Annotated in this window: 19 protein-coding genes; 9 read left to right on the forward strand and 10 right to left on the reverse strand. The window is 55.8% G+C overall.

Features of this window, described 5'->3' with window-relative positions:
• Positions 1 to 66 precede the first annotated feature (66 nt).
• Positions 67 to 1,137, reverse strand: a complete 1,071-nt coding sequence (queA, locus tag ACX9GU_RS20765) for a tRNA preQ1(34) S-adenosylmethionine ribosyltransferase-isomerase QueA (RefSeq protein WP_021805506.1) — start codon at positions 1,135 to 1,137, stop codon at positions 67 to 69.
• Positions 1,138 to 1,254: 117 nt separating this feature from the next.
• Between queA and ACX9GU_RS20770 the strand changes: the two genes are divergently transcribed.
• From ACX9GU_RS20770 to ggt, 3 genes are all read left to right on the forward strand, one after another.
• Complete coding sequence (locus ACX9GU_RS20770; RefSeq protein WP_473195225.1) at positions 1,255 to 1,836, forward strand: ACP phosphodiesterase; 582 nt, start codon at positions 1,255 to 1,257, stop codon at positions 1,834 to 1,836.
• A gap of 230 nt (positions 1,837 to 2,066) precedes the next feature.
• Positions 2,067 to 2,669, forward strand: a complete 603-nt coding sequence (locus tag ACX9GU_RS20775) for a peroxiredoxin C (protein ID WP_037375265.1) — start codon at positions 2,067 to 2,069, stop codon at positions 2,667 to 2,669.
• A 228-nt stretch (positions 2,670 to 2,897) separates the two neighbouring features.
• Positions 2,898 to 4,661, forward strand: coding sequence for a gamma-glutamyltransferase (ggt, locus tag ACX9GU_RS20780; RefSeq protein ID WP_473192754.1), 1,764 nt, complete (start codon positions 2,898 to 2,900; stop codon positions 4,659 to 4,661).
• Between the two features lie 46 nt (positions 4,662 to 4,707).
• Here the strand turns inward: ggt and malZ are convergent, their stop codons facing one another.
• Positions 4,708 to 6,531, reverse strand: a complete 1,824-nt coding sequence (gene malZ, locus ACX9GU_RS20785; protein WP_473192755.1) for a maltodextrin glucosidase — start codon at positions 6,529 to 6,531, stop codon at positions 4,708 to 4,710.
• Positions 6,532 to 6,769: 238 nt separating this feature from the next.
• Here malZ and ACX9GU_RS20790 point away from each other — a divergent pair, with 238 nt between their 5' ends.
• A complete protein-coding gene (locus ACX9GU_RS20790) occupies positions 6,770 to 8,035 on the forward strand; it encodes a mechanosensitive ion channel family protein (protein ID WP_473192756.1) in 1,266 nt (421 codons plus the stop codon).
• Between the two features lie 133 nt (positions 8,036 to 8,168).
• Positions 8,169 to 8,444 (forward strand): hypothetical protein, encoded by a 276-nt coding sequence (locus ACX9GU_RS20795; protein ID WP_473192757.1) that lies wholly within the window; start codon positions 8,169 to 8,171, stop codon positions 8,442 to 8,444.
• Between the two features lie 563 nt (positions 8,445 to 9,007).
• Here ACX9GU_RS20795 and proY read toward each other — a convergent pair.
• The 6 genes from proY to phoB form a co-directional block, all read right to left on the reverse strand.
• Positions 9,008 to 10,405: a proline-specific permease ProY gene (gene proY, locus ACX9GU_RS20800; protein WP_024528662.1), complete on the reverse strand. Its 1,398-nt coding sequence runs from the start codon at positions 10,403 to 10,405 to the stop codon at positions 9,008 to 9,010.
• Between the two features lie 73 nt (positions 10,406 to 10,478).
• Positions 10,479 to 11,798, reverse strand: a complete 1,320-nt coding sequence (brnQ, locus tag ACX9GU_RS20805) for a branched-chain amino acid transport system II carrier protein (protein WP_141131377.1) — start codon at positions 11,796 to 11,798, stop codon at positions 10,479 to 10,481.
• Positions 11,799 to 12,296: 498 nt separating this feature from the next.
• Positions 12,297 to 13,400 (reverse strand): cobalamin-independent methionine synthase II family protein, encoded by a 1,104-nt coding sequence (locus ACX9GU_RS20810; RefSeq protein WP_473192758.1) that lies wholly within the window; start codon positions 13,398 to 13,400, stop codon positions 12,297 to 12,299.
• A 188-nt stretch (positions 13,401 to 13,588) separates the two neighbouring features.
• Positions 13,589 to 14,527, reverse strand: coding sequence for a PstS family phosphate ABC transporter substrate-binding protein (locus ACX9GU_RS20815; protein ID WP_473192759.1), 939 nt, complete (start codon positions 14,525 to 14,527; stop codon positions 13,589 to 13,591).
• Positions 14,528 to 14,540: 13 nt separating this feature from the next.
• Positions 14,541 to 15,857, reverse strand: a complete 1,317-nt coding sequence (gene phoR, locus ACX9GU_RS20820; protein WP_473192760.1) for a phosphate regulon sensor histidine kinase PhoR — start codon at positions 15,855 to 15,857, stop codon at positions 14,541 to 14,543.
• 24 nt (positions 15,858 to 15,881) lie between these two features.
• Complete coding sequence (gene phoB, locus ACX9GU_RS20825) at positions 15,882 to 16,571, reverse strand: phosphate response regulator transcription factor PhoB (protein ID WP_021180214.1); 690 nt, start codon at positions 16,569 to 16,571, stop codon at positions 15,882 to 15,884.
• Positions 16,572 to 16,795: 224 nt separating this feature from the next.
• Between phoB and sbcD the strand changes: the two genes are divergently transcribed.
• The 3 genes from sbcD to licT all read left to right on the forward strand — a co-directional run bounded on the left by sbcD (position 16,796) and on the right by licT (position 22,337).
• Positions 16,796 to 18,025, forward strand: a complete 1,230-nt coding sequence (gene sbcD, locus ACX9GU_RS20830; protein WP_473192761.1) for an exonuclease subunit SbcD — start codon at positions 16,796 to 16,798, stop codon at positions 18,023 to 18,025.
• On the forward strand, positions 18,022 to 21,273 hold the full coding sequence (gene sbcC / locus ACX9GU_RS20835) for an exonuclease subunit SbcC (RefSeq protein ID WP_473192762.1): 3,252 nt from the start codon (positions 18,022 to 18,024) through the stop codon (positions 21,271 to 21,273). Before sbcD ends, sbcC begins: the two co-directional genes overlap by 4 nt.
• 206 nt (positions 21,274 to 21,479) lie before the next feature.
• Positions 21,480 to 22,337, forward strand: a complete 858-nt coding sequence (licT, locus tag ACX9GU_RS20840; protein WP_024483904.1) for a BglG family transcription antiterminator LicT — start codon at positions 21,480 to 21,482, stop codon at positions 22,335 to 22,337.
• Positions 22,338 to 22,513: 176 nt separating this feature from the next.
• Here the strand turns inward: licT and mak are convergent, their stop codons facing one another.
• The gene (mak, locus tag ACX9GU_RS20845) at positions 22,514 to 23,422 is read right to left on the reverse strand and encodes a fructokinase (protein WP_473192763.1); all 909 of its coding nucleotides are present in this window, start codon (positions 23,420 to 23,422) and stop codon (positions 22,514 to 22,516) included.
• Between the two features lie 240 nt (positions 23,423 to 23,662).
• On the opposite strand from mak, the gene rdgC reads away from it, so the two are divergent.
• Positions 23,663 to 24,574, forward strand: a complete 912-nt coding sequence (rdgC, locus tag ACX9GU_RS20850) for a recombination-associated protein RdgC (protein WP_021805520.1) — start codon at positions 23,663 to 23,665, stop codon at positions 24,572 to 24,574.
• A gap of 76 nt (positions 24,575 to 24,650) precedes the next feature.
• Here rdgC and ppnP read toward each other — a convergent pair whose 3' ends face one another.
• Positions 24,651 to 24,941, reverse strand: coding sequence for a pyrimidine/purine nucleoside phosphorylase (gene ppnP / locus ACX9GU_RS20855; RefSeq protein WP_021180225.1), 291 nt, complete (start codon positions 24,939 to 24,941; stop codon positions 24,651 to 24,653).
• Between the last annotated feature and the right edge of the window lie 118 nt (positions 24,942 to 25,059).

The following is a 25,059-nucleotide window of genomic DNA, read 5'->3' on the forward strand; positions in this document are numbered from 1 at the left end:
TCCAGCGTCAGAGATACAGTCTGACGTGATTAAAACAGGGCCACGCATTATGCGTAGCCCGGGAATTTATTCCCCGACGGATTCGCTTTCCGCCAGTGGATTACGGCTGATAAACATCGCGTCGCCGTAGCTGAAGAAACGGTACTGCTCGGCCACCGCCTGATGATAGGCGTTCATGGTGTTTTTATAGCCAGCAAACGCCGAGACCAGCATGATCAGGGTGGATTCCGGCAGGTGGAAGTTGGTCACCAGCGCATCGATCACCTGATAGTGATATCCCGGATAGATAAAGATGCTGGTGTCGCCGAAGAATGGCGCAATCAGCGCATCCTGGCAGGCATTGGCCGCGCTTTCCAGCGAACGTACCGAAGTGGTGCCCACGGCAACCACCCTTTTGCCCCGCGCCTTACAGGCTAATACCGCATCCACCACGTCCTGCGGCACTTCGGCGTATTCCGCATGCATTACATGCTCTTCAATGGTTTCTACCCGCACCGGCTGGAAGGTGCCAGCGCCAACGTGCAAGGTGACAAACGCCATCTCAATGCCCTTGGCGCGCAGCGCAGCCAACAGCGGCTCATCAAAATGCAGGCCAGCAGTCGGGGCCGCTACGGCACCTGGCTTTTCGCTGTAGACGGTCTGATACAGTTCGCGGTCGGCGTCTTCATCCGGGCGATCGATATACGGCGGCAGTGGCATATGGCCCACCGCGTTGAGGATGGTGAACACGTCACGATCGTCGTTAAAGCGCAGTTCAAACAGCGTGTCATGGCGCGCGACCATGGTGGCGGCAATGCTTTCGTCATCGCCCAGCAGCAGTTCGGTACCCGGCTTGGGGGATTTAGAGGCACGCACATGGGCCAGCACCCGATGATCGTCCAACACCCGCTCGACCAGCACTTCTATCTTGCCGCCGCTGACCTTGCGGCCAAACAGGCGCGCAGGGATCACGCGGGTATTGTTGAACACCAGCAGATCGCCCGCTTCCAGGTTATCCAGCAGATCGGTGAACACGCCGTGCGTCAGGCCTCCGCTTGGCCCGTCCAGCTGCAGCAAACGGCAACCGCTGCGCTCAGGCTGTGGATAGCGGGCAATCAAAGACTCGGGGAGCTCAAAAGAAAAATCGGCGACGCGCATGGGTATTCACTTCTTCAGCTAGCTAATTGGGAAAAAACAGGCGGTACAGTCTAAAGCCGCGGGCGACAAGCAGCAAGGAATAAGGAGGAATTGCATGACTTGGGTTATAGTTGGCAGATGAATTTTCTCGCTCATCTCCATTTGGCCCAGCTTGCGGAAAGCTCGCTGCTGGGCAACCTGCTCGCCGATTTCGTGCGCGGCAACCCCGCAGGTGATTACGATCCGGCGGTTGTGGCTGGCATCATGATGCATCGGCGCATCGATGTTTTGACCGATATCCAGCCGGAAGTCAAAGCCTGCCGCGACTATTTCAGCCCGCAATTCCGCCGTGTCGCCCCCATTACGCTCGACGTGGTCTGGGATCACTTTCTGGCTCGCCACTGGCAACAGCTTGAGCCAACCTGCAGCTTGCATACCTTCACCCAGCAAGCTCGCAGCGTGATTGTGCCGCACCTGCCGCAAACGCCGCAGCGTTTCCAGAACCTGAACAGCTATCTTTGGCCCGAACGCTGGCTGGAACGTTACGCCGAGCTGCCGTTTATCAGCGATGTATTGGCAGGCATGGCTAGCCGCCGCCCACGGCTGGCCGCATTGGCTGGCTCCTTTGCCGACGTGGAACGCCAGTATCATCAGCTTGAAACACAGTTCTGGCAGTTTTATCCTCGTATGATGGAACAGGCCAGAAACAAGTCATTGTGATCGCCGGATAAAAAACCCTATTACTCATTCAGTTAACGGAATGTGGCTTTTTGTCCTTGCCCTTTTGTACGAAAAGGTTATTTTGAAAGACTGCTGAATTTATTCTCTCGGTTTGATAGGTGGAAGCTATCTCATTGATTGGTCTTTCACCCTTCCCTCACCGAGTGGTGGCCCTTATACTGGCCCCTGCTTTTACATCAACCCATTGAACTACTATTACAGGAGTAATTATGGTCCTGGTAACTCGTCAAGCCCCTGACTTCACCGCTGCAGCCGTTTTAGGCAATGGCGAAATCGTAGAAAACTTCAACCTGAAGAAGCACCTGAACGGCAAACCAGCCGTACTGTTCTTCTGGCCGATGGACTTCACCTTCGTATGTCCTTCTGAGCTGATCGCTTTCGATCACCGCTATGAAGAGTTCCAGAAGCGCGGCGTTGAAGTTGTAGGCGTTTCCTTCGACTCAGAATTCGTCCATAACGCATGGCGTAAAACCCCTGTCGACAAAGGCGGCATCGGTGAAGTGAAATACGCAATGGTTGCTGACGTTAAGCGCGAAATTCAGAAAGCTTACGGCATCGAACACCCAGAAGCGGGCGTTGCCCTGCGTGGTTCTTTCCTGATCGACAAGAACGGCGTTGTTCGTTCCCAGATCGTGAACGACCTGCCAATCGGCCGTAACATCGACGAAATGATCCGTACCGTTGACGCGCTGCAATTCCACGAAGAGCACGGCGAAGTGTGCCCAGCTCAGTGGGAAAAAGGCAAAGCAGGTATGGGCGCATCTCCAGACGGCGTAGCTAAATACCTGTCTGAGAACGCTTCCAAGCTGTAATTTCAGCCTGTAAGTGTCAGAACCGGTCAGCCCTGCTGGCCGGTTTTTTTTTATGCCCAAAATCGGTGCAACCGCCCCCCTCCAGTGCAATATTCCCCTGTTTCGCTTCACATTTTTCACTCTGTCGACCGCCGCATTGCCTATTCGTAACTACTCTTCATAGGTTGGCCTGCGCTTTGCAGCACCTGCGGGACAAATAATAAAACAGGGATCAACACAGGAGTCGTTATGTTTTTACAAAAATGGAGTCAACCGCTGACCTTGGCAGCCTTGCTGGTCAGCAGCCAACTGTATGCCGCATCAACCCCGGCGGTGGAAGCGCAAAATGGCATGGTGGTCACCTCGCAGCATCTGGCCTCACAGGTCGGCGTAGATATTCTCAAGATGGGGGGCAACGCGGTGGATGCGGCGGTCGCGGTCGGCTATGCCCAGGCGGTGGTTAACCCCTGCTGTGGCAATATCGGCGGCGGCGGTTTCATGACCCTGCACCTGGCCGATGGCACCGATACCTTTATCAACTTCCGTGAAACCGCTCCGGCGGCGGCCAGTGCCGATATGTATCTGGATGCGCAAGGCAAGGTGAAAAAAGACGCCAGCCTGTACGGTTATCTGGCCGCTGGCGTGCCGGGAACGGTGCTGGGGATGGAGACCGCACGTAAAAAGTACGGCAAGCTGAGCCGCGAACAGGTGATGGAACCGGCCATCAGGCTGGCCCGTGAGGGATTTATCCTGACGCGGGCCGATACCGATATTCTCGACACTACCGTCGCACGCTTCAAGCAAGACCCGGAGTCGGCCAAAATCTTCCTGCGTAAAGACGGTTCTGCGCTGCAACCGGGCGATCGCCTGGTGCAAACCGACTTGGCTAACACGCTGGAAGCCATCGCCAAACAAGGCCCCTCCGCATTCTATCAGGGCAAAATCCCGCAGGCGGTTGAAGCCGCCGCCAAACAGGGGGGAGGCATCCTCACCGCCGCCGACTTCGCCAACTACCAAGTGACCGAGGCTACGCCGATCACCTGTAGCTATCGCGGTTATAAATTCGTCTCTGCACCACCACCTAGCTCCGGTGGCGTAACATTGTGCGAGATCCTCAATATCGTTGAGGGTTACGATCTGAAAAGCATGGGCTTTAACTCGGCTGCGACGATCCATACCATGACCGAGGCGATGCGCCATGCCTATATGGACCGCAATACCTATCTCGGCGACCCAGAGTTTATCAAGAATCCGATCGATAGGCTGGTGAGCAAAAGCTACGCCGATGAGATCCGCAAGAAAATCGTCACCAATCAGGCTACGCCTTCTGTCAATGTACAACCGGGGATGGAGCCGCACGAAAAGCCGGAAACCACCCACTATTCGATTGTCGATCATGAAGGGAATGCGGTGTCGACCACCTATACCGTCAACGGCCGTTTTGGTGCCGTGGTGATCGCACCGGGTACCGGCTTCTTCCTCAACGATGAGATGGATGACTTTACCGTCAAGGTTGGCGAGAAAAACCTTTATGGTTTAGTGCAGGGCACAGCCAACGCCATCGCCCCCGGTAAGCGCCCACTATCCTCCATGAGCCCTACGCTGGTGACCAAAGACAACAAAATATTTATGGTGCTCGGCTCGCCAGGTGGTTCACGCATCATTACCATCACGCTGCAGACCGCGCTGAACGTGATCGATCATGGCATGGCGCCGCAGGAAGCGGTGGATGCTCCAAGGATCCATCATCAATGGTTGCCGGATGAGGTCTATTACGAGCAGCGCGGTGTCTCTGCCGATACGCTGAAAATCCTCAAAGAGATGGGCTACAAGATGGTTGAGCAAACCCCTTGGGGCGCTGCGGAGCTGATTCTGGTGGGATTACCGGGTGCAGCGGGTGTCAGCCCGGCCAACTCGGGTAACGACTCTGCCGTTTCTGGACGCGTACGTGAGGGCTACCTGTACGGAGCCAACGACGTACGCCGCCCGGCAGGATCTGCAGTGGGGTACTGAGGGATCTGGCTTACCCGCCAGTTGGCGGGTAAACCTTTAGCCAACTTTAGCTACGTAGCCGCCACACGCTGGCCGACTCGGCCGCTAGCTGCAACCGCAGGCCACCTTCCTGTGCAACAAGTTCGCCTTCCCCTTCCACAAGCTGCCATTTCCCCTCTCGCAACAGCGGGCTATAAGGCAGTTCGACGTCTCCGCTATCACTACGCTGCAACGCCACCAGCACCTGCTCCCGCTGGTAAGTACGCACAAACACCAGCGTCTCCCCCTGCGCATACAGCACCTGGCAGCCGCCACGGCGTAACGCCTTGCTCTGCTTACGCAGTGCCGTCAGGCGGCTGAACAAGGCCAACAGCGGCCGATCCCATTGGCTTTCATCCCAAGGGAACGTCTTGCGGCAGAAGGGATCGTTGCCGCCATCCAGACCAATTTCATCACCGTAATACAGGCAAGGCACGCCAATCCACGCCAGCAGCCACACCGCCGCCATCTGCATCCGGCGCGGATTGTTATCCAGCAAGGTCAAGAAACGCGCCGTGTCGTGGCTATCCAACTGATTGAACTGGATCAGTTGGCGGTTATGGGGCAATCCGGCCCGGTAACCGTCCATCCACTGCGCACAGTCTGCCGCATCCAGCAGTACCGGATGATAAGCCACGTCGACACCGGCCAGAAACGCCCTAACCGGCAAGGCAAAGCCCATATAGTTCATGGCAGCGTCTTCAACTCCGGCATGCAGCCAGCGGCGCGCGTCGCCAAAATGTTCGCCCAGCACATAGGCATCTGGGTTCTCTTGCTTGATTGCCTGATACATTCCGGCCAGGTGATAGAGGTTCCCCGCCGCACCGCCGTTTTCCCCCAGCATATGCACCACGTCCAAGCGCCAGCCGTCGATGCTGTACGGTGGGCGTAACCAATGGCGTACCACGCTGTTGTCCGCCCGATAAATAGTATCGACCACCTGCGGTTCGGCAAAGTTGAGCTTGGGCAGATTGGTATTGCCCTTCCAGCTCAGCACGTTACCGTCCGGGTAGAAGTTGAACCAGCCGCGATAAGGCGAATCGGGATGATGGCATGCACCACCCTCTGACTGTTGATAACGATCGAACCACGGATGGGAATCTCCGGTGTGGTTAAATACGCCGTCCAGCACCAGTTTCATTCCCACCTTGTGAGTGCTTACTCGCAAACGCAGCAAGGCATCATTACCGCCGAAGTAGGGATCGACCTGATAGTAATCTTCGGTATCGTACTTATGGACGCTGGGTGAGGTGAATATCGGGTTCAGATACAGGGCGGTGACGCCAAGCCGCTGCAAGTAGGGCAGCTTCTCGCTGATGCCGTCCAGATCGCCACCGTAAAAGGTCGAGGCAGCATGCTCATCTGCCAACGGGTGTTGCCAGTCACGACGTATCACGTCACTTCCGGCGGCATGATGGTGATAACTGCCATTCTGGATGCCATGCTCCCCACCGCTGCTGGCAAAGCGATCGGGGAAAATCTGATAAAACACCTGATCGGCCACCCAACCTGGGCTGCTATCCGGCTCATCCACGGCAAACTGAGCCAGTTGCCCCGGCGGGGTCAGCGACCAGCCCTGCGGGCCAAACCACTGCTGACGATCGGCCCATAGCAGTTTAAAACAGTAGCGCCGTACCGGCTCCCCTTCGTGCAGCGTCAGGCTGGCCTGGTAGCGCCAGAGCCCGTCTACCGCCTTAGGCTTCATGATCAACAGCCACTCTTCATTGTCCGGCTCGACGCGTAGAAAGACCTGTTCAGGCATCTCATCACTTTGTAACCACAAAGCGATCTCCAGACGCTGCCCCTTATTCACCACGAAGGGTGGAACCGGCTGATGCCAGGCATTTAGCATGAATTTTCTCCTAATGTAGCAAACCCAATCGACGACGAATGCAATGCCACGCACCATGCCACGTTGAGCACCGTTCTCCCTCATCTTTGAGTGATAAACTCGGGGATGAGCCGAGGGGTGGAGATGCTGATTTACAATGTAAAAGTGGGTAAACAGACACATATCATGCCCGATAACCTTTAGGCTAACGGGTTTTAGATTTATTGGATGTTTTTTAAGTACTTTGGAGGGAGCGAGCATGCAGCAACAAATAAGGCAATGGCTGGAAAGCATTGGGCTGGAATTCACCGACATGATGTCACTGGCAATGGTGCTTGGGCTGATTGCACTGATTTCCGTGGTGATCCATCTGGTACTGCACCGCGTGGTGCTGACCGCTATCCAGCGCCGTGGCCAGCATTCACAGCATCTCTGGCAGCAAGCCATCACCCAGCATAAGCTCTTCCAGCGTGCCGCCCTGCTGCTGCAAGGGGTGATCATCAACGTGCAGGCGGTACTGTGGCTGCATAATGACAGCCAGACTCAGACAATTATCGTTACTGCGGCGCAGGTGTGGATCCTGTTATTCTCCCTGCTGACGTTGTTCTCACTGCTCGACACGCTGTTGACTCTGATGCGCCAAAGCCCGCTTGCCAATCAGCTCCCGCTGCGTGGCATCTTCCAGGGCGTGAAACTGGTCGCCGCCATCTTTATTGGCATCATGATCATCTCACTGCTGATGGGCCGCTCACCGCTGCTGTTACTCAGCGGTTTGGGTGCCATGACGGCCGTACTGATGTTGGTGTTTAAAGATCCCATTCTCGGCCTGGTCGCCGGGATCCAGCTTTCCGCCAACGATATGCTGAAAATCGGCGATTGGCTGGAGATGCCTAAATACGGTGCCGATGGCGCGGTGACCGACATCGGCCTGACCACGGTCAAGGTCAGAAACTGGGACAATACCGTCACCACCATTCCCACCTACGCACTGATCTCTGATTCGTTCAAGAACTGGCGTTCAATGTCTGAATCCGGTGGCCGCCGCATCAAGCGCAGCATCAATATCGACACCACCAGCGTCCACTTCCTGACGTCAGAGGAACAGGAACGCCTCAACCGCAACCCCCTGTTGCAACGCTATCTGAACGATAAAACCCAGGAGCTGGGTAAGTACAACCAGCAGAGCGAGGTGGATCTCAGTTCGCCGCTCAACGGCCGCCGCCTGACTAACGTTGGTACTTTGCGCGCCTATCTGGTGGCTTATTTACGTTCGCACCCGGGGATCCACCAGAATATGACGCTGATGGTGCGCCAATTGGCCCCAACGCCGGAAGGGTTACCGCTGGAAATTTACGCCTTTACCAACACCACTGTGTGGGCAGAGTACGAAGGAATTCAATCGGATATCTTCGATCATCTGCTGGCGGTGATCGGCGAATTCGATCTGCGCATCCATCAGACGCCAAGCAGCAACGACATGCGCAGCATGCTGGCAAACCTGCAGCCCGCGCCAAACAATCCCTAACGTAACCTGACGAAATTATTTCTGTTGGTAATTATCTTCAACCGATTGCCAACAGATATCTCCTCTGACTTTCTTTCTGCCGCCGAATGGCTATTAATACTCACACGCCATTTTACCGTTCGGAGCAGGCATCTTGTTAATATCGTCAAAACACCGTCTGATCACCCTGTTGGCTACGCTGATGTTTGCTGGCTACCTACACAGCGCCACGCTGGATGAAAGCCAGATGAACCGCACATTGCAACCGGCGCTCAGCGCCTTGAGCAGCAATATGATGGATATTCGTGAAGTGCTGGCGCGTTGCTCTGGAGAAGGGAAGGAAGAACGGTTATGCGAAAGCAATCTGGTGATGGAGGCCAGAGCCGCCGGTGATGGCGATACGGAAGAGGAAAACACACTAATACGGTAGGGAGGAGCGTTGGCTTCAATATTACGCCCCTCACCCTAACCCTCTCCCACAGGGAGAGGGGACCGATCGAGTGCGTTGAATGCTTTGCGTAATACCTTGCCTTTCTTGTTCTTCCCCCTCTGATTTCCGAAACTGCACGGGCTGACTACGCGCTCAGGACAGCTCCCTCTCTGTGGGCTGAGGAATCCCCATAAAAATTGAGACGAGAAATAGGCTATTTTTTACCCATAAACGGACTGAAAAATAGCCTCAAGCAGACGAGAAGAAGTGGTTCATCATTCTCTCACTGCCAATTTACGAACAAAATGGAACAGATTGATCGTAAAACACTCGCTCTAATTCTCTGAAACCACTAAGAAAAAATTAGTGGGGATACCTCAGCCCACAGGGAGAGGGGACCGATCGAGTGGGCCTGAAAATACGGTGATGCACCTTGGATGAGAAGACTCGCTGATTTTTCTGCGTAATGCCTTTACTCCCCAGTTTCCGAAGCAGCACGAACCATCCAAGTGCTCCGGGCAGCTCCCTCTCCCTGTGGGAGAGGGTTGGGGTGAGGGGCAATCTTACTGTGTCAATACGGCTCGCTTTTTCTGGCGGTTCACCTTGATGTAGTAGCCCAGCAGCAGCACCGCGACCCACACCAGCCCGGCATACAGGGAAATACGCGTCGTTGGGAAGTAACCGATCAGGCCGATGATAAACACCAGGAAGATGATGGCAACCACCGAGGTGAATACCCCACCGCGCAGTGGGAACGCCAGCTTGCTGACCTGATCCTTGCTCAAGCTGCGGCGGAAAGCGATCTGCGAGAACAGGATCATGATCCACACCCACACGGTGGCAAAGGTCGCCAGTGAGGCAATCACCAGGAACACGCTTTCCGGCATGATGTAGTTGAGATACACGGCGATCAGCATGGCCGCCATCATCACTACCACCGTCACCCATGGAATACCGCGTTTGGAGATTTTGCTGAATACCTGCGGGGCATGCCCCTGCTCTGCCAGGCCATGCATCATACGGCCAACGCCGAACACGTCGCTGTTAATCGCCGACAGTGAGGCGGTGATCACCACGAAGTTAAGAATACCTGCCGCAATGGTGATCCCCATATGCTGGAAGGTCAGCACAAACGGGCTACCGTTGGTCCCCACCTGGTTCCACGGATAGATGGACATGATGACGAACAGCGTCCCGACGTAGAACACCAGGATACGCCAAGGTACCGAGTTGATGGCCTTGGGGATCGACACTTTAGGATCTTTGGCTTCACCGGCGGTAATCCCGATAATTTCAATCCCACCGTAGGCAAACATCACCAGCTGTAGCGACAGGATCATGCCAATAAAGCCGTTACTGAAGAAGCCGCCATTGACCCACAGGTTGTGTATCCCGGTCGGTTGCCCCCCGTTGCCGATGCCCCAGACGATGATACCGATACCGGCGACGATCATGATGATAATGGTCGCCACCTTGAAGAATGAGAACCAGAACTCCAGTTCACCGAACACCTTCACGCTCATCAGGTTGATGGCACCGATAATCAGCACCACGCTCAACACCCAGATCCAATGCGGCACTTCCGGGAACCAGACACCCATGTAGATGCCGAAAGCCGTCACGTCGGCAATGGCAACGATCAGGATCTCAAAGCAATAGGTCCAACCGGTAATGTAACCCGCCATCGGGCCGAGATAATCCTGGGCATAGCGCGAGAACGAGCTGGCCTGCGGGTTATTCACCGACATTTCGCCCAGTGCGCGCATGATAATAAAGGCAATGATACCGCCGATCAGGTAAGCCAGCAGGACGCTGGGGCCAGCCATTCTGATGGCCTCTGCGGAGCCGTAAAACAGACCGGTACCAATGGCCGAGCCCAGGGCCATAAAACGAATGTGGCGCGTGCTGAGGCCACGCTTGAGCTTATTGGCTGGAGCTGCGGTGGGTGACTGTTGTTGCATGAAAATGACCCGTCTTTATTTAAACGTAAAAAAGCCACGGACAAGTCCGTGGCCTAAAATTCAGACCGTAGGTTTAAGGGTGAGCAGTCACTTGGCTGCGTGCAAAAACCCGATCATAAATCGCGACCAGTACCAGCATCAGCAGCGAAGGTGGCAACCATGCCAGCCCCTGCGCCGCCAGCGGCAGGTGATTGGTCCATTCTGGCATCAAATGCTGGAAGTTGGACGCTTTCACCGCATCAAGGATACCAAACAACAGGCTGACTAACATCACCGGCGCAACAATACGTGATGCACTGTTCCACCAACGCAGGGTGAAACTCAGCAGCACCAGCACGATGCAAGGTGGATAGATCGCAGTCAGCACCGGGATCGAAATCTGGATCAGGTGGCTCAGGCCGAGGTTGGAAACCACCATCGAGAACAGGCCGAGAATGAATACCAGCGTTTTGTATGAGAACGGCAGGTATTGCTCGAAGAACTCCGCACAGGCACAGGTCAGGCCCACCGCGGTCACCATACAGGCGATGAAGATCAGCGCCGCCAGGAAGAAGCTGCCCAGGCCGCCGAAGGTATTTTGCACGTAGGCATGCAGCACTACCGCGCCATTGGTGGCATCTGGCGTCAGCACGCCGCTGCCGGAGCCCAGCTTGAACAGGCTCAGGTAGACCAGCGTCAGGCCCACACCGGCGATCAGACCGGCCAGGATGGTATAACGGGTCAGCAGACCAGCGTCCTTCACCCCACGAGAACGTGCGGCGTTAACGATAACGATACCGAACACCATGGCGCCCAGCGTATCCATCGTCAGATAGCCGTTAACAAAACCGGAAGAGAACGGCACGGTTTGGTAGGCATCTACCGCCGGGATCGGTGTCCCAGCAGGCCACAACACTGCGGCAATACCCAGCACGGCCAACGCCACAATCTTCAGCGGAGCCAGAATATGGCCCACGGTGTCAAGCAAGCGGCCCGGATAGAGCGAGATGCCAATCACCAGTGCGAAATAGACCAGGCTGTAGATAAACAGCGGCATGGCACCGTCACCGGTCAACGGCGCAATACCCACTTCAAAGGAAACGGTAGCGGTGCGCGGGGTGGCAAACAGCGGGCCAACGGCCAGATAGCACACCGTTGCCAGCAGCAGGCCAGCGCTACGGCCAATCGGTGAGCTTAATGCATCAACGCCGCCGCCAACGCGAGCCAAGGCAATCACGGTGAGAACCGGTAGACCGACGGCGGTGATCAGGAAACCAATTGCCGCAGTCCAGACGTGTTCGCCAGACTGCAAACCCACCATCGGCGGGAAGATGATGTTCCCGGCTCCGACGAATAAGGCAAAGGTCATAAAACCCAAAGCCAGAATATCTTTTGACGCTAAACGATGACTCATAATCTGTTGTGCTGCCTGTTGAAATAAAAAATTGCCGATAAGCATGGTGGCAAAAGTGCCCCACTTCGGTTCGGTTGCCGGCCTGCTCTCTCATCGTAATACTCATGGGCAACAGACAGCGCGCAATAGCGGCGTCTGACCTTGATAAAGGCGAATACTCATGATGACGAGCAGATTTTTAGACGTTTTTTCCCCTGCTGAATTCCAGGTCGCAATCACCACGGAATGCAGAGGAAAATGGAGGTTTAGTCCGGCAATAGGGGGATAGTTAAACGTTTATAGTGCCAAAAGGCAACACGCAGGACAGAAAGCAGAGTGATCGTCCAGATAATATTGCTCATCCAGTCGAACATAGGGGTTATCAATAAATATGCACTACATGATTTGTATTATTTTTGAGCACATCACTCACGAAATGTGAAACAAATGGTTACATAGTGCGTGAAAACACCAATAACCAGATGCTAAACGCGTGTCATGTGCTCATTTTACTGGCACTTACCAGACCGACGCTGCGATATTGACCACACTACGCAGCTTATCCCACTGCTGCAGCTCACTCAGGCTGTTGCCCTCTTCGGTAGAGGCAAAGCCACACTGCGTGCTCAGGCATAGCTGTTTGATATCGACGAACTGCGTTGCTTCCTTGATGCGTTGTTGCACCACCGCCGGATCTTCCAGCTCACCGGTCTTGGTGGTGATCAACCCTAGCACCACCTGCTGTTTGCCCGGCCTGATAAAACGCAGTGGCTCAAAACCGCCAGATCGTTCGTTATCATATTCCAGGAAGAAGGCATCAATATTGACCTGGCCAAACAGGATTTCCGCCACTGGCTCATAGCCGCCTTCCGAGATCCAGGTGGAACGGAAGTTACCACGACAAACGTGTAGACCAATGGTCAAGTCTTCCGGCTTCCCGGCGATGGCTTTATTCAACACCTCTGCGTAGGTACGGGCCAATTGCTCAGGATCTTCACCCCGCTCACGGATCTGGCGCTTCTGATCGTCGGAGCACAGATAGGCCCAGACGGTATCGTCAAGCTGCAGGTAGCGGCAGCCAGCGTCGTAAAAGGCTTTGATCGCATCGCGGTAGGTTTGTGCCAGATCGTCAAAGTAGCTATCCAGATCCGGGTACACCCGCGGGTCGATCGCCTTACGGCCACCGCGGAAATGCAGCACGCTCGGGCTCGGGATGGTCATCTTCGGCACAGCGTCACCGGCTACGCTTTTCAGGAAACGGAAATCCTCCAGCATCGGATGGTTGCTAAAGCCCAGTTTGCCGGTCACCTTGATGCTGCGGGCCTTGGTTTGCACGCCGTTAAACTGAATGCCCTGCTCCACGTCGTAGCCTTCTACACCATCAAGCCCCTCAAGGAAGTCGAAGTGCCACCAGGCACGACGGAACTCGCCATCGGTCACAACCTGTAAGCCGATCTCTTGCTGTTTGCCGACAATATGGCGGATTTGCTCGTTTTCTACTGCGCGCAGCTGAGCCGCGTCGATCTCACCATTCTGGAACTGCTGACGGGCCGTTTTCAGCGCCGCAGGGCGCAACAGGCTACCGACAACGTCGGCGTGAAAGGCATGGCTGGCTTTGGACATGTTCTGCTCCGATGATGCACTGAGGGCTAGCCGCCGTCAGTTCCAATCATTGACAAGTTGAATTATTACGCTGGGTTACAAATGGACATCCAGACGTCTACACTGCTTGAGTGCATCCTTTCATGTCACCGGTCACCCGGCAATGGAGAAATTTTCATTGGAGTTGAATTAAATTCAAGTTGGCCGGACTAATCCAGCCCCAATAGCGTACGGGTTTTGCTCAGCGTAGCCGGCGGCAGCGGCAGATAGCCGTCGTGATTTACCAGCTCCTGCCCCTGCGCAGACAGTACACGGTCGAGGAATGCCGCCGTCAGGGGTTCCAGCGGCTGGTTGGGAGCTTTGTTGATGTAGATATACAGGTAGCGCGCCAGCGGATAGCTACCGTTACGCACGTTGGTTTCGCTAGGTTCAACATAACGGTCACCCGTTTCTGCCAGGGGCAACAGCCGCACCCCGCTGGCACGAAAACCGATGCTGGCATAGCCAATGCCGTTTAACGATCCGGCCACCGCCTGCACCACCGAGGCCGACCCCGGCAGTTCATTCACCCGCGCCATAAAATCACCACCGCATAACGCACGCAGTTTGAAATACCCATAGGTACCCGAGGCGGAGTTGCGGCCAAAGCGTTGCAAGGCACGCTGCTGCCAGCCGCCCTGCAGCCCCAGCTCTCCCCAGCGGCTAATCGGCGTGTTTTCCCCGCAGCGGCGGGTAGCGGAAAAGATTTGATCCAGCTGTTGCAGATTCAAGCCAGGTAGCGGATTGTCCTGATGCACCAGCACCACCAGCGCATCAACCGCGACCGGCACCGCCAGCGGCGCATAGCCATAGCGATGCTCAAATGCTGATACCTCCGCGGCTTTCATTGGCCGGCTCATTGGCCCAAGCTGCGCCGCTCCTGCCGCCAATGCCGTGGGTGCCGTCGAGGAACCGGCAGCCTGCAGTTGCAGGTTCACGTTGGGATAGTGTCGGCTGAAATCCTGCCCCCACAGCGCCATCAGGTTGGCCAGGGTGTCGGAACCTACGCTGGACAGGTTACCGGAAAGCATGCCGTCCGGAGCAGCCACGGCCCCGCGGCCAACCGACAACAGTAGGCAAAGCAGCAAAGCTTGGGTAAATCGATTCATGGCGGGCTACCTGTTAATTTTTCACCGCATTCTCTGCTAAAGCCGCGGGAACAATCAACCGGTTAGGCAAGGTAAAGATAAAACGGGTGCCAATGCCTGGCTCACTGAGGATCTCCAGCCGCGAATCATGATGGCTGAGCGCATGCTTCACGATCGCCAACCCGAGCCCACTGCCGCCGGTCTGGCGCGAACGTGCTTTATCGACACGATAGAAACGCTCCGTCAGGCGCGGGATATGTTCGGCACCAATGCCCGGCCCGTTATCGCTGACCTGGAACTGAGCCCCCTGCGGCGTCTGCTGCCAGCTCACTTCGATATTGGTGCCCGCCGGAGTATGGTTGACGGCGTTGTACACCAGATTGGAAACCGCGCTGCGCAGCTGATCCTCGTTACCGAACACCTGCAGATTTTCATTCACCCGGAAATTGATCTGATGATTACCGCCGCTGAGCGATTGCGCCTCACGCTGCAATACCCGCAGCATTAACGGAATATCGACCTTCTCGTTCATATCCACGTTTGGCGCGGCCTCGATCCTGGAGAGCGTGAGCAACTGCTTTACCAAGCCATCCATGCGTCTGGTCTGCTCTTGCATGGTGCCCAAGGCTTTGCCACGCAGCGAACCATCCAGCTCTTCATCGCTCATCATCTCCAGATAGCCTTGCAGCACCGTTAGCGGCGTACGTAGCTCATGACTGACGTTGGCAAAGAAGTTGCGTCTGGCCCCCTCCAGTTGACGCATCTGGGTCACATCACGTGCCACCATCAGCAATTGGCCTTCGGAATAGGGCATGATACGGAATTCGACAAAGTGCTCGTTATTCAGTTGTAACGTCAGCGGCCGGGTAAATTCTTGCTGTTGCAGATAATGGCTGAATTCCGGATAGCGCAGCAGGTTGAGAATGTGTTGGCCATTATCTTCCGGCCAGCGAAAGCCCAGCAGATGCTGTGCCAGGCCGTTACACCAGAAGATATTGCCCTCAACGGTGGTCATCACCACCGCATCCGGTAAGGATTCGGCCCCGCTGCGAAAGCGTTTGATCAACAGCGCCAGCTCACGGCGGCGGCGGCGGTTACGCTGCTGCATCTGGTACAGGCCATAGAACAGCGGTTCCCAGCTCCAGCGGCCCGGCGGCGGCGTCATGCTGCGGTCCACCCACAGCCAGTGGGAAAGTTTGAGTTGGTTATAGAAGTTCCAGGCCAGCGCGGCCAGCACCGAAACCAACAGCAGCCAGGGCAGATAACCGAAAATCAGCCCCAGCAATAAGGCAGGCAGGCAAAAAAGGGCCAGCTCCAGCGCCAGCCTCTTCCACGATAAACGTTCTAGCACGGTAACCTCTCCAGCGCAGTGCGATCAGTAGCGCGTTGAGAACCGATAACCGGTGCCGCGAACGGTTTGAACCATCTTGTCATGACCACTGGTCTCCAGCGCCTTACGCAGCCGGCGGATATGCACATCAACGGTGCGGTCTTCCACATAAACGTTAGTGCCCCAGACGTGATTAAGCAACTGTTCGCGGCTATAAACACGCTCCGGATGAGTCATAAAGAAGTGCAGCAGTTTGAACTCGGTCGGCCCCATCTCCAGCGCCTGCTCATTGGCCATCACCCGGTGCGAGGAAGGATCCAGGCTTAGCCCCTGCATTTCAATCACTTCTTCTACTGCCATCGGTGAAATACGGCGCATCACCGCCTTGATACGTGCCACCAGTTCCTTGGGCGAGAAAGGTTTGGTGATGTAATCATCCGCGCCAACCTCCAGGCCACGTACCCGATCTTCTTCTTCACCGCGCGCGGTCAGCATCATCACCGGGATATCCCGGGTCATCGCCTCGCGCTTCATATGCTTGATAAACTGAATGCCGGAACCTCCCGGTAACATCCAGTCCAGTAACACCAAATCAGGGAACGGCTCAGACAGGCGCGTGACGGCACTGTCATAATCCTCGGCTTCCAACGGTTGGTAACCATTCTGTTCCAACACAAAGCACACCATCTCACGGATCGGCGCTTCGTCTTCCACCACCAGTATGCGTCTTGCCATCGTCAATCCTGCCAATGTGTTAGCGATCTCAGTTGATTGCGGTCGCCATTATGCGTCAGTTTTGTGACACTTTTATGAAAAAAAAGCCCCATTAATGGCAGTAAGCATAGCGATTATTTCTGACGGCAAACAAAAATCATTCGGCCCCCTGCTTGATTGAGCCACGACAGGAGAGGTCCCCCCCTTTATAATCGTCGCCATTATGTTGTCGCCCTGGGAGTTTTATGCGCCTGATCCATACCTCCGACTGGCATTTGGGCCAGTACTTTTTCACCAAAAGCCGCGCCGCCGAGCATCAGGCCTTCTTACGTTGGCTGATAGAACAGGTGGAACAGCAGCGGGTGGATGCGCTGATCGTCGCAGGCGATTTGTTCGATACCGGCTCTCCGCCCAGCTACGCCCGCGAGCTGTACAACCGCTTTGTGGTGGAGCTGCAACGCACCGGCTGCCAGCTGGTGGTGCTGGGCGGCAACCACGACTCCGTAGCCACGCTGAATGAATCGCGTGAGCTGCTTTCCTGCCTGAACACCACCGTGATTGCCAACGCGCAAAGCGAGCTTGAGCAGCAAATCGTGGTGCTCAACCAGCTTGATGGTCAACCTGGTGCGGTGCTCTGCGCCATCCCGTTCCTGCGCCCACGAGATCTGCTCACCAGCCGCGCCGGTGAGTCTGGCAACCAAAAGCAGCAGGCCCTGCAAGAAGCCATCGCCGAGCATTACCACAACCTGTATCAGGCAGCTTGTGCGCGCCGCGATGCGTTGGGTTTGCCACTGCCGATCGTCGCCACTGGCCATTTAACCACCGTGGGCGTCACCACCTCGGATTCAGTACGGGATATCTATATCGGCACGCTGGACGCTTTTCCGGCTCAGGCGTTCCCTCCTGCCGATTACATTGCGTTAGGGCATATCCATCGCGCGCAGAACGTCGCCAAATCCGAGCATATCCGCTACAGCGGCTCACCAATCCCACTGAGCTTTGACGAGTTAGGCAAAGCCAAAAGCGTGTTTATGGTCGATTTTGCCGACGGAGCATTGCAACAGATCGCGCCACTGGAGATCCCCGCCTTCCAGCCCATGCAGCTGATCAAAGGTGATTTGCAGCAAATAGAGGCGCAATTACAGCAGTTTGCCTATTATCAGGGCGAACTTCCAGTTTGGCTGGATATCGAAGTGGCCACCCAGGATTACCTCAGCGATATTCAGCGCCGCATTCAACAGTTGGCGGAAGATTTACCGGTTGAAGTGGTGCTGCTGCGGCGCAGTAAAGAGCAACGTAGCCAGAGCATTGCCCAGCAGGATAAAGAAACCTTGAATGAATTAAGCGTGGGCGAAGTCTTCGAGCGCCGGTTGGCGTTGGAAGCAGAGATGGCCGAACCGCGCCAACAGCAGATGCGGCAGATGTTCCAGCAGGTGGTAGAAACCTTGCATCACCATGAGGAGCCATCTGCATGAAGATCCTGAGCCTAAGGCTGAAAAACCTGAACTCGCTACAGGGCGAGTGGAAAATCGACTTCACGGCGGAACCCTTCGCCAGCAACGGCCTGTTTGCCATCACTGGCCCCACCGGAGCGGGTAAAACCACCCTGCTGGATGCCATCTGCCTGGCCCTCTATCACCAGACGCCACGCCTGGAAGTCAGCGCTAGCCAGAACGAATTGATGACCCGCCACACCGCCGAATCGCTGGCCGAAGTGGAGTTTGAGGTCAAAGGCGTCGGCTATCGCGCCTTCTGGAGCCAACGCCGGGCGAAAAACGATCCGGACGGCAACCTGCAGGCTCCCAAGGTGGAGCTGGCGCTGCGGGAAGATGGCAAAATCCTGGCGGATAAAATCTCCGATAAAAAGGAGCTGATTGCCGCGATCACCGGCCTGGATTTTGGCCGCTTCACCAAATCGATGATGCTGTCGCAGGGGCAGTTCGCCGCCTTCCTGAACGCCAAGGCCAACGAACGTGCCGAACTGTTGGAAGAACTGACCGGCACCGAGATTTATGGACGGCTATCGGCACAGGTATTCGAACAGCACAAACAGGCGAAAAGCGATCTGGACGCTTTGCACCACCGTGCCAGCGGGATTGAACTGCTTAATGATGAGCAGCGCCAGGCGTTGGAAAACCAGCTCAACGAGCTCGGCGCTGAAGAGCAACTTCTCAGCCAACAATCACAGCGGCAACAACATCAGTTGAGCTGGCTGCAACGCTGGCACACCATTCAGCAACAGACCCAGGATTATCAGCAACAGCTGTCTGGCGTGCAGCAGGAGTATCAACTGGCCGAACCGCAGCTGCAGCAATTAGCTCGCAGTGAGCCCGCCGAGAAACTGCGCCCGTTGCTTAATGAGCGTAATCGTTGTCAGCAGGATCGTTTAGCGTTGCAGCAACAGATCGAACAGTTGGCTCAGCAGCAAGAGCGTCAATTGGCCGAACTGACCCCGTTACAACAGCAGTTGGAGCAGGCGCAAAAGGCCAGACAGGCCCAGGCGGAACATCAGCAACAGCAGCAGACGCTGATGGATGACAAGGTGTTGCCGCTCGATCATCAGATAGCTCAGTTACAAAACCAACTGGCAGAAGCGCGTAAACAGCATGCAGAGAGCCAGCGGCAGAGCGAAGAGCTGCGGCGCACGCTGGAACAACTCATCGAAAGACGCGGCCAACTGGCTACCCTGGCGGGTCAATATCAGACCAGGCAGCTTGAACTCACGGCGGCGTTGGATAGCCAACTCCAGCAGCAAGCCACGTTAGAGGCGCAATCCTCGCTGGAGAAACTGCGTCACCGCCAGGCCGAACTGAGTGGCTTGCGCCCGGTTCGCCAGCAGTTGTCGAAACTGGCCTTATTGTTCCAGCAGAACCAGCAGCGCCTTGAGCAACAGCGGCTCGAATTCACTACGCTTCAAAAACAGCTAACCGAAGTAGAAACCCAGCTCGATACGGTGCGCCAGCAGTATAAACAGCAAAAGGCGCACCTGACAGACGTTGAGAAAACGCTCGAACTGGAAAAACGCATCGTCAGTCTGGAAGCCGAGCGGGCGCGTCTGCAAACCGATGCCCCCTGCCCGCTGTGCGGCTCCACGCACCATCCGGCGATCGAGCAATATCAGGCTGTCAAACCGTCAGAAACGGAGCAGCGCGTCGCTCAATTGCGCATCCAAACCGAAGAGCTACACACTAAAGGAACAGAACTGCGCGCACGCAGTGAAAGCCTGAAAGAGCAGCAGCAACGCCTGCAAACGCAGTTGAACCAGGAACTCGAGCAGCAGGAGAGCTATCTGCAAAGCTGGCAAACCCTCAGCGCGCCCTTGGCCTTCGGCTTTACGCTGCAAGACAGCGCCCGGTTAACCGCCTGGCTGGAGGCTTGCGATAGTGAGGAACAGGCCGGTCAGCAACTGCTGTTACAGCACGAACGGCTCGCCAAGGCCGTGCAAGTGGCGAAGGATGCCCTGAATGCCCTGCAAACCGAACAGCAGAGTTCGCAACAGGAAGCGGCACGGTTGAATGAGCGCTTTGAACTGCTGCAGAAAAACCAGCAGGAAACTCAACGCCAATTGGCGCAGTGGCAACAGCTGTGCCTGACGAATGAAACTCAGTTGCTGGCACAACGTAACGAACGCATCGCGCTGTTTGGTGAGAAAACGGTTGCTGAAGTCCGTGAGCAGTTGCGCACAGCACAAATCGCCGCAGAGCACGCCTTACAGCAGGCTACGGAGCAATTGCACAAAGCGCAGGAGCAGCGCGATCGCCTGGCTGGCCAGTGGGTCGGTTTGCAGCAACAGCAACAACAGCAAGCCGAACGGGGGCAACAGGCCGAGCAGCAATGGCAGCAGGCCTTGGCTAGCAGCACCTTCGACGATGAGACCGCATTCAACGCCGCGCTACTGGATGACGACATACGTCAGCGCTTACAGCAGCACAAAGAGCAGTTGCAGGAGCGCCAGGTGCGGGCCACAACGCTGTTGGCCCAGGCCGTACAAGCGCTGGAACAGCACCGTCTGGATCGCCCTGCGGATCTGGATGAAAGCCAGGTCAATATTGAACAACTCACCACCGCGCTCAGCGAACTGGCAGAACGGCTGAAAACGCTACAGCTGCGCCAGGGCGAGGTACGTAACCAACTGAGCAGCGATGCCGAGCGCCGCCTGAATCAACAGTCCCTGTTCGAACAGATCGCCCAAAGCCAGCAGCAGTGCGACGACTGGAGCCTGCTCAACCAGCTTATCGGCTCCAAAGAGGGCGACAAGTTCCGCAAGTTCGCTCAGGGCCTGACCCTGGATCATCTAGTGTACCTGGCCAACAACCAGCTTGGCCGCCTGCACGGGCGCTATCTGTTGCAGCGCAAAACCAGTGATGCGCTGGAGCTACAGGTGGTTGATACCTGGCAGGCCGATGCCTTGCGCGATACCCGCACCCTTTCCGGCGGTGAAAGCTTCCTGGTGAGTCTGGCGCTAGCGCTGGCCTTGTCCGATCTAGTCAGCCACAAGACCAGCATCGATTCGCTGTTCCTGGATGAGGGCTTCGGCACGCTGGATGCCGAGACGCTGGATACCGCGCTAGACGCCTTGGACAGCCTTAACGCCACCGGCAAAACCATCGGCGTGATCAGCCACGTGGAGGCAATGAAAGAGCGCATCCCGGTGCAGATTAAGGTGAAAAAGGTCAATGGGCTGGGGGTCAGCCGACTGGACACGCAGTTTCGCATCGAATGACTACGACTGAGGTTTACGTCAAGAGGTAATTACGGCCAGAAGTGTGATCGCAGCGACAGTACAAGCGGAAAAGCATTGAGCCAGAGCCGACAACGGTTATCATGATAATGATTACAGGATTGTCACTGTGCATACAGGCAAAACCTGACCTCCGGGATCGCTCCTGGACGTCGGGTTTTTTCGTTTTCAGCGGGCCGGGAATAGCCATGAAAATCGCTAAAATACTCAATAATAACGTAGTGATTACGCTGAATGACCATCAGGAAGAAACGGTGGTTATGGGGCGTGGCATTGGCTTTCAAAAGAAAGCCGGGGAAAGTGTGGATGAAAGCCTGATCGAAAAGGTGTTCACCCTCAACAGCGGCGAAATGAGCGAACGCTACAAAGAACTGCTGGCGGAGATCCCGCTGGCGTGTGTCACCACCGCAGACAAGATCATCACCCTCGCCCGCGAGCGGTTGCCGGGGAAACTGCATAACATTGTCTACATCACGCTGACCGACCATATCCATTTTGCGCTGCAACGCCACGCGCAGGGGCTGGATATCAAGAACGCGCTGCTGTGGGAGATCAAAAAACTCTATCCGAACGAGTTTGCCATTGGGCTGGAGGCGCTGACCATCATCGCCCAGCGCCTGGAAACCACGCTGCCGGAAGACGAGGCTGGGTTTATCGCTTTGCACCTGGTCAACGCGCAGCTCAATGACGAAATGCACAACACCCTGCATATCACCCGCGTGATGCAGGAGATCCTCAATATCGTCAAATACCATTTCCGTTTTGACTACAACGAGGAATCGCTCAGCTACCATCGCTTTGTCACCCACCTGAAATTCTTTGCCCAGCGCCTGTTAGGCAAGAATTACGTCAACAGCGAGGACGATTCGCTGTATCAGGTGGTGAAGGAGAAATACCGCGAGTCATTCGCCTGTGCCGGCAAGATCAACCAGCACATCGAGAAGAGCTACCAGCATCAGTTGACCAGCGAAGAGATGCTGTTTCTGACCATCCATATCGAGCGGGTACGCAGCGAAAGCGAAAAGGATTACACGCCGAAGGAGTGAGGCTGGGGATCATAAAGGGCACTACATGCAGTGCCCGTTTGGAAGATCAATGGTTAGCCAGAGAAGGCTGCTCCCCCTCTCCCCAAAAAGGAGAGGGAGCCGGTGCGGAGTCATTGTCAGGTATGGGAGGCAATCTGTAACCCCTACGGTCAGCCTGACACCTTACGGTAAGTTTGTTATACCTGGGGCCAGAGCCATGCGGCACCGCGCACACCGCTGGAATCACCATGTATTGCCTTGCGGATTGGCGTTTCGCACTCGCCGCCAAATACCCAAGGTTTCACCAGTGACGGCACCGTTTGATACAGCCGATCCACGTTACTCATGCCGCCGGCCAGGACGATCACATCGGGATCAAAGAGATTGATCACGTGCGCCAGTGACTTCGCCAGCCGCATTTCGTAACGCTGAATAGCCAACTCTGCCACCGCATCCTGCTGCGCCACCAGTGCCATGATCTCGTGACCTTTCAGCACCTGACCGCTCAGCCGCGCATAGTCGGTAGTGAAACCGGTCCCGGAGATAAAGGTTTCAATACAGCCTTGCTTGCCGCAGTAACAGGGCACCTCGGCGCGAAAACGCAGTTCATCCTCATCCAGCCACGGCAACGGGTTGTGGCCCCACTCGCCGGAAATGCCGTTGCCCCCGGAGTGCACCTTGCCGTTTATCGCAACTCCAGCACCGCATCCGGTGCCAATGATCACCGCAAATACGGTTGGTTTTCCTGCTGCGGCACCATCAGTGGCTTCCGATACGGCCATGCAGTTGGCATCGTTGGCCAGCCGCACTTCGCGCTGCAACATAGTGGAGAGGTCTTTATCCACCGGCTGGCCATTCAGCCAGGTAGAGTTGGCGTTTTTTACCAGGCCGGTAAAGGGCGACAACGTGCCAGGGATCCCCACGCCCACCGAGCCTTGCTGGCCGGTCTTTTCCTCCGCCAACTTCACCAACCCGCAGATAGCCTCCAGCGTCAGCTGATAATCATGGCGCGGCGTGGCAATGCGATGGCGGAACAGCTCTGCGCCATCGTTAGCCAATGCAATCACTTCAATTTTGGTGCCACCCAGATCGATACCAATACGCACAATTTCTCTCCCCAATTCAGCACGGCAAAAAATTTTCCGCCCAGTGTACCCCATAGCCCGGCTCAAGCCATGCTCAGCGAACGTGACGCCAATGGCAATTCCCCTATCTGGCTGTGTGAAACGCGGCAGCGGACGCAAATCAGCGGGAATGAGGCGATTTTTCAGCGTCAATTCGTTATTATGCCGCCCTGCTTTTGATGAATCTGCGTGCCAAATGCACGCCCAGTCTGGGATAACATTATGCTGTGGTTTAAGAATTTGATGGTTTACCGTTTGAGCCGCGACGTTGCGCTAACTGCGGATGAAATGGAAAAACAGCTCAGCGCCTTTGCCTTCACCCCATGTGGCAGCCAGGACATGGCGAAAACCGGCTGGGTTTCCCCGATGGGCTCTCACAGCGATGCGCTAACGCACGCGGTTAACGGCCAGATCATGATTTGCGCCCGTAAAGAAGAGAAGATCCTGCCCTCTCCGGTGCTGAAACAAGAGCTGCAGGCCAAGATCGAAAAGCTGGAAGGCGAACAGCATCGCAAGCTGAAAAAAACCGAGAAAGACTCCCTGAAAGATGAAGTGCTGCATAGCCTGCTGCCACGCGCCTTCAGCCGCTTCAACCAGACCTATATGTGGATCGATACCGTTAACGATCTGATTATGGTCGATGCCGCCAGCGCCAAGCGCGCCGAAGATATGCTGGCGCTGCTGCGTAAGAGCCTGGGTTCTCTGCCGGTGGTACCTTTGACCATGGAAAGCCCGATCGAGTTGACGCTGACTGAATGGGTCCGCTCCGGCGAACTGCCAGCCGGCTTTATCATTCAGGATGAGGCGGAACTGAAGGCCATTCTGGAAGAAGGCGGGGTGATCCGCTGTAAGAAGCAGAACCTGATCAGCGACGAGATTGCCGTGCATATCGAAGCTGGCAAGCTGGTGACCAAGTTGGCGGTAGATTGGCAAGAACGCATTCAACTGGTGCTGGCCGACGACGGCTCACTCAAGCGCCTGAAGTTTGCCGATACCCTGCGCGATCAGAACGACGATATCGATCGTGAAGATTTTGCCCAGCGTTTCGACGCCGACTTCATCCTGATGACCAGCGAACTGGCGGCCTTGATCAGCAATACCATCGAAGCCTTGGGTGGCGAAGCACAGCGCTAAAACAGAAGGGGCGCAACACGTTGCGCCCTCTGGGGAATGCCGGGGAAAATCGTCATCCCCGGCCAAACTGCACTGATTACTTACTCAGATAACGACACAGGTAGGCCGTCGCATCGGCAACCTGAACGTTGAATTCACTCTGCGCAGGCACGAAGAATTTCTCGCCTGGCGTAAACACCTGCCAATCCGGTGCACCCGGTAACAACACTTTCAATGCCCCGGTGATCACCGTCATCTCTTCCGGCTGTGCGGTACCGAAGGTGTACTCACCCTCTTCCATCACCCCGACGCTGGTACGACCGATGCTGCTACTATCGTAACCGATAGACTTCACTTTCCCGGCAAAATACTCGTTCACTTTCAGCATAGACTGGCACCTGCGTAATCATCTTTGAGGGATCTCCATATTGGGGGATGAATCCGGGTCTGTCACTGGTTTTTGATGCGAAATGCGATCGTTACGCACGGCAAAACATGAGCGGGAT

The organism is Serratia sp. K1WW1 (assembly GCF_055790865.1).

What these genes read in the sequence shown, in the direction of transcription:
- queA (WP_021805506.1), bottom strand. Translation starts at nt 1,137, where the DNA reads ATGCGCGTCGCCGATTTTTCTTTTGAGCTCCCCGAGTCTTTGATTGCC.
- ACX9GU_RS20770 (WP_473195225.1), top strand. Translation starts at nt 1,255, where the DNA reads ATGAATTTTCTCGCTCATCTCCATTTGGCCCAGCTTGCGGAAAGCTCG.
- ACX9GU_RS20775 (WP_037375265.1), top strand. Translation starts at nt 2,067, where the DNA reads ATGGTCCTGGTAACTCGTCAAGCCCCTGACTTCACCGCTGCAGCCGTT.
- ggt (WP_473192754.1), top strand. Translation starts at nt 2,898, where the DNA reads ATGTTTTTACAAAAATGGAGTCAACCGCTGACCTTGGCAGCCTTGCTG.
- malZ (WP_473192755.1), bottom strand. Translation starts at nt 6,531, where the DNA reads ATGCTAAATGCCTGGCATCAGCCGGTTCCACCCTTCGTGGTGAATAAG.
- ACX9GU_RS20790 (WP_473192756.1), top strand. Translation starts at nt 6,770, where the DNA reads ATGCAGCAACAAATAAGGCAATGGCTGGAAAGCATTGGGCTGGAATTC.
- proY (WP_024528662.1), bottom strand. Translation starts at nt 10,405, where the DNA reads ATGCAACAACAGTCACCCACCGCAGCTCCAGCCAATAAGCTCAAGCGT.
- brnQ (WP_141131377.1), bottom strand. Translation starts at nt 11,798, where the DNA reads ATGAGTCATCGTTTAGCGTCAAAAGATATTCTGGCTTTGGGTTTTATG.
- ACX9GU_RS20810 (WP_473192758.1), bottom strand. Translation starts at nt 13,400, where the DNA reads ATGTCCAAAGCCAGCCATGCCTTTCACGCCGACGTTGTCGGTAGCCTG.
- ACX9GU_RS20815 (WP_473192759.1), bottom strand. Translation starts at nt 14,527, where the DNA reads ATGAATCGATTTACCCAAGCTTTGCTGCTTTGCCTACTGTTGTCGGTT.
- phoB (WP_021180214.1), bottom strand. Translation starts at nt 16,571, where the DNA reads ATGGCAAGACGCATACTGGTGGTGGAAGACGAAGCGCCGATCCGTGAG.
- sbcD (WP_473192761.1), top strand. Translation starts at nt 16,796, where the DNA reads ATGCGCCTGATCCATACCTCCGACTGGCATTTGGGCCAGTACTTTTTC.
- sbcC (WP_473192762.1), top strand. Translation starts at nt 18,022, where the DNA reads ATGAAGATCCTGAGCCTAAGGCTGAAAAACCTGAACTCGCTACAGGGC.
- licT (WP_024483904.1), top strand. Translation starts at nt 21,480, where the DNA reads ATGAAAATCGCTAAAATACTCAATAATAACGTAGTGATTACGCTGAAT.
- rdgC (WP_021805520.1), top strand. Translation starts at nt 23,663, where the DNA reads ATGCTGTGGTTTAAGAATTTGATGGTTTACCGTTTGAGCCGCGACGTT.
- ppnP (WP_021180225.1), bottom strand. Translation starts at nt 24,941, where the DNA reads ATGCTGAAAGTGAACGAGTATTTTGCCGGGAAAGTGAAGTCTATCGGT.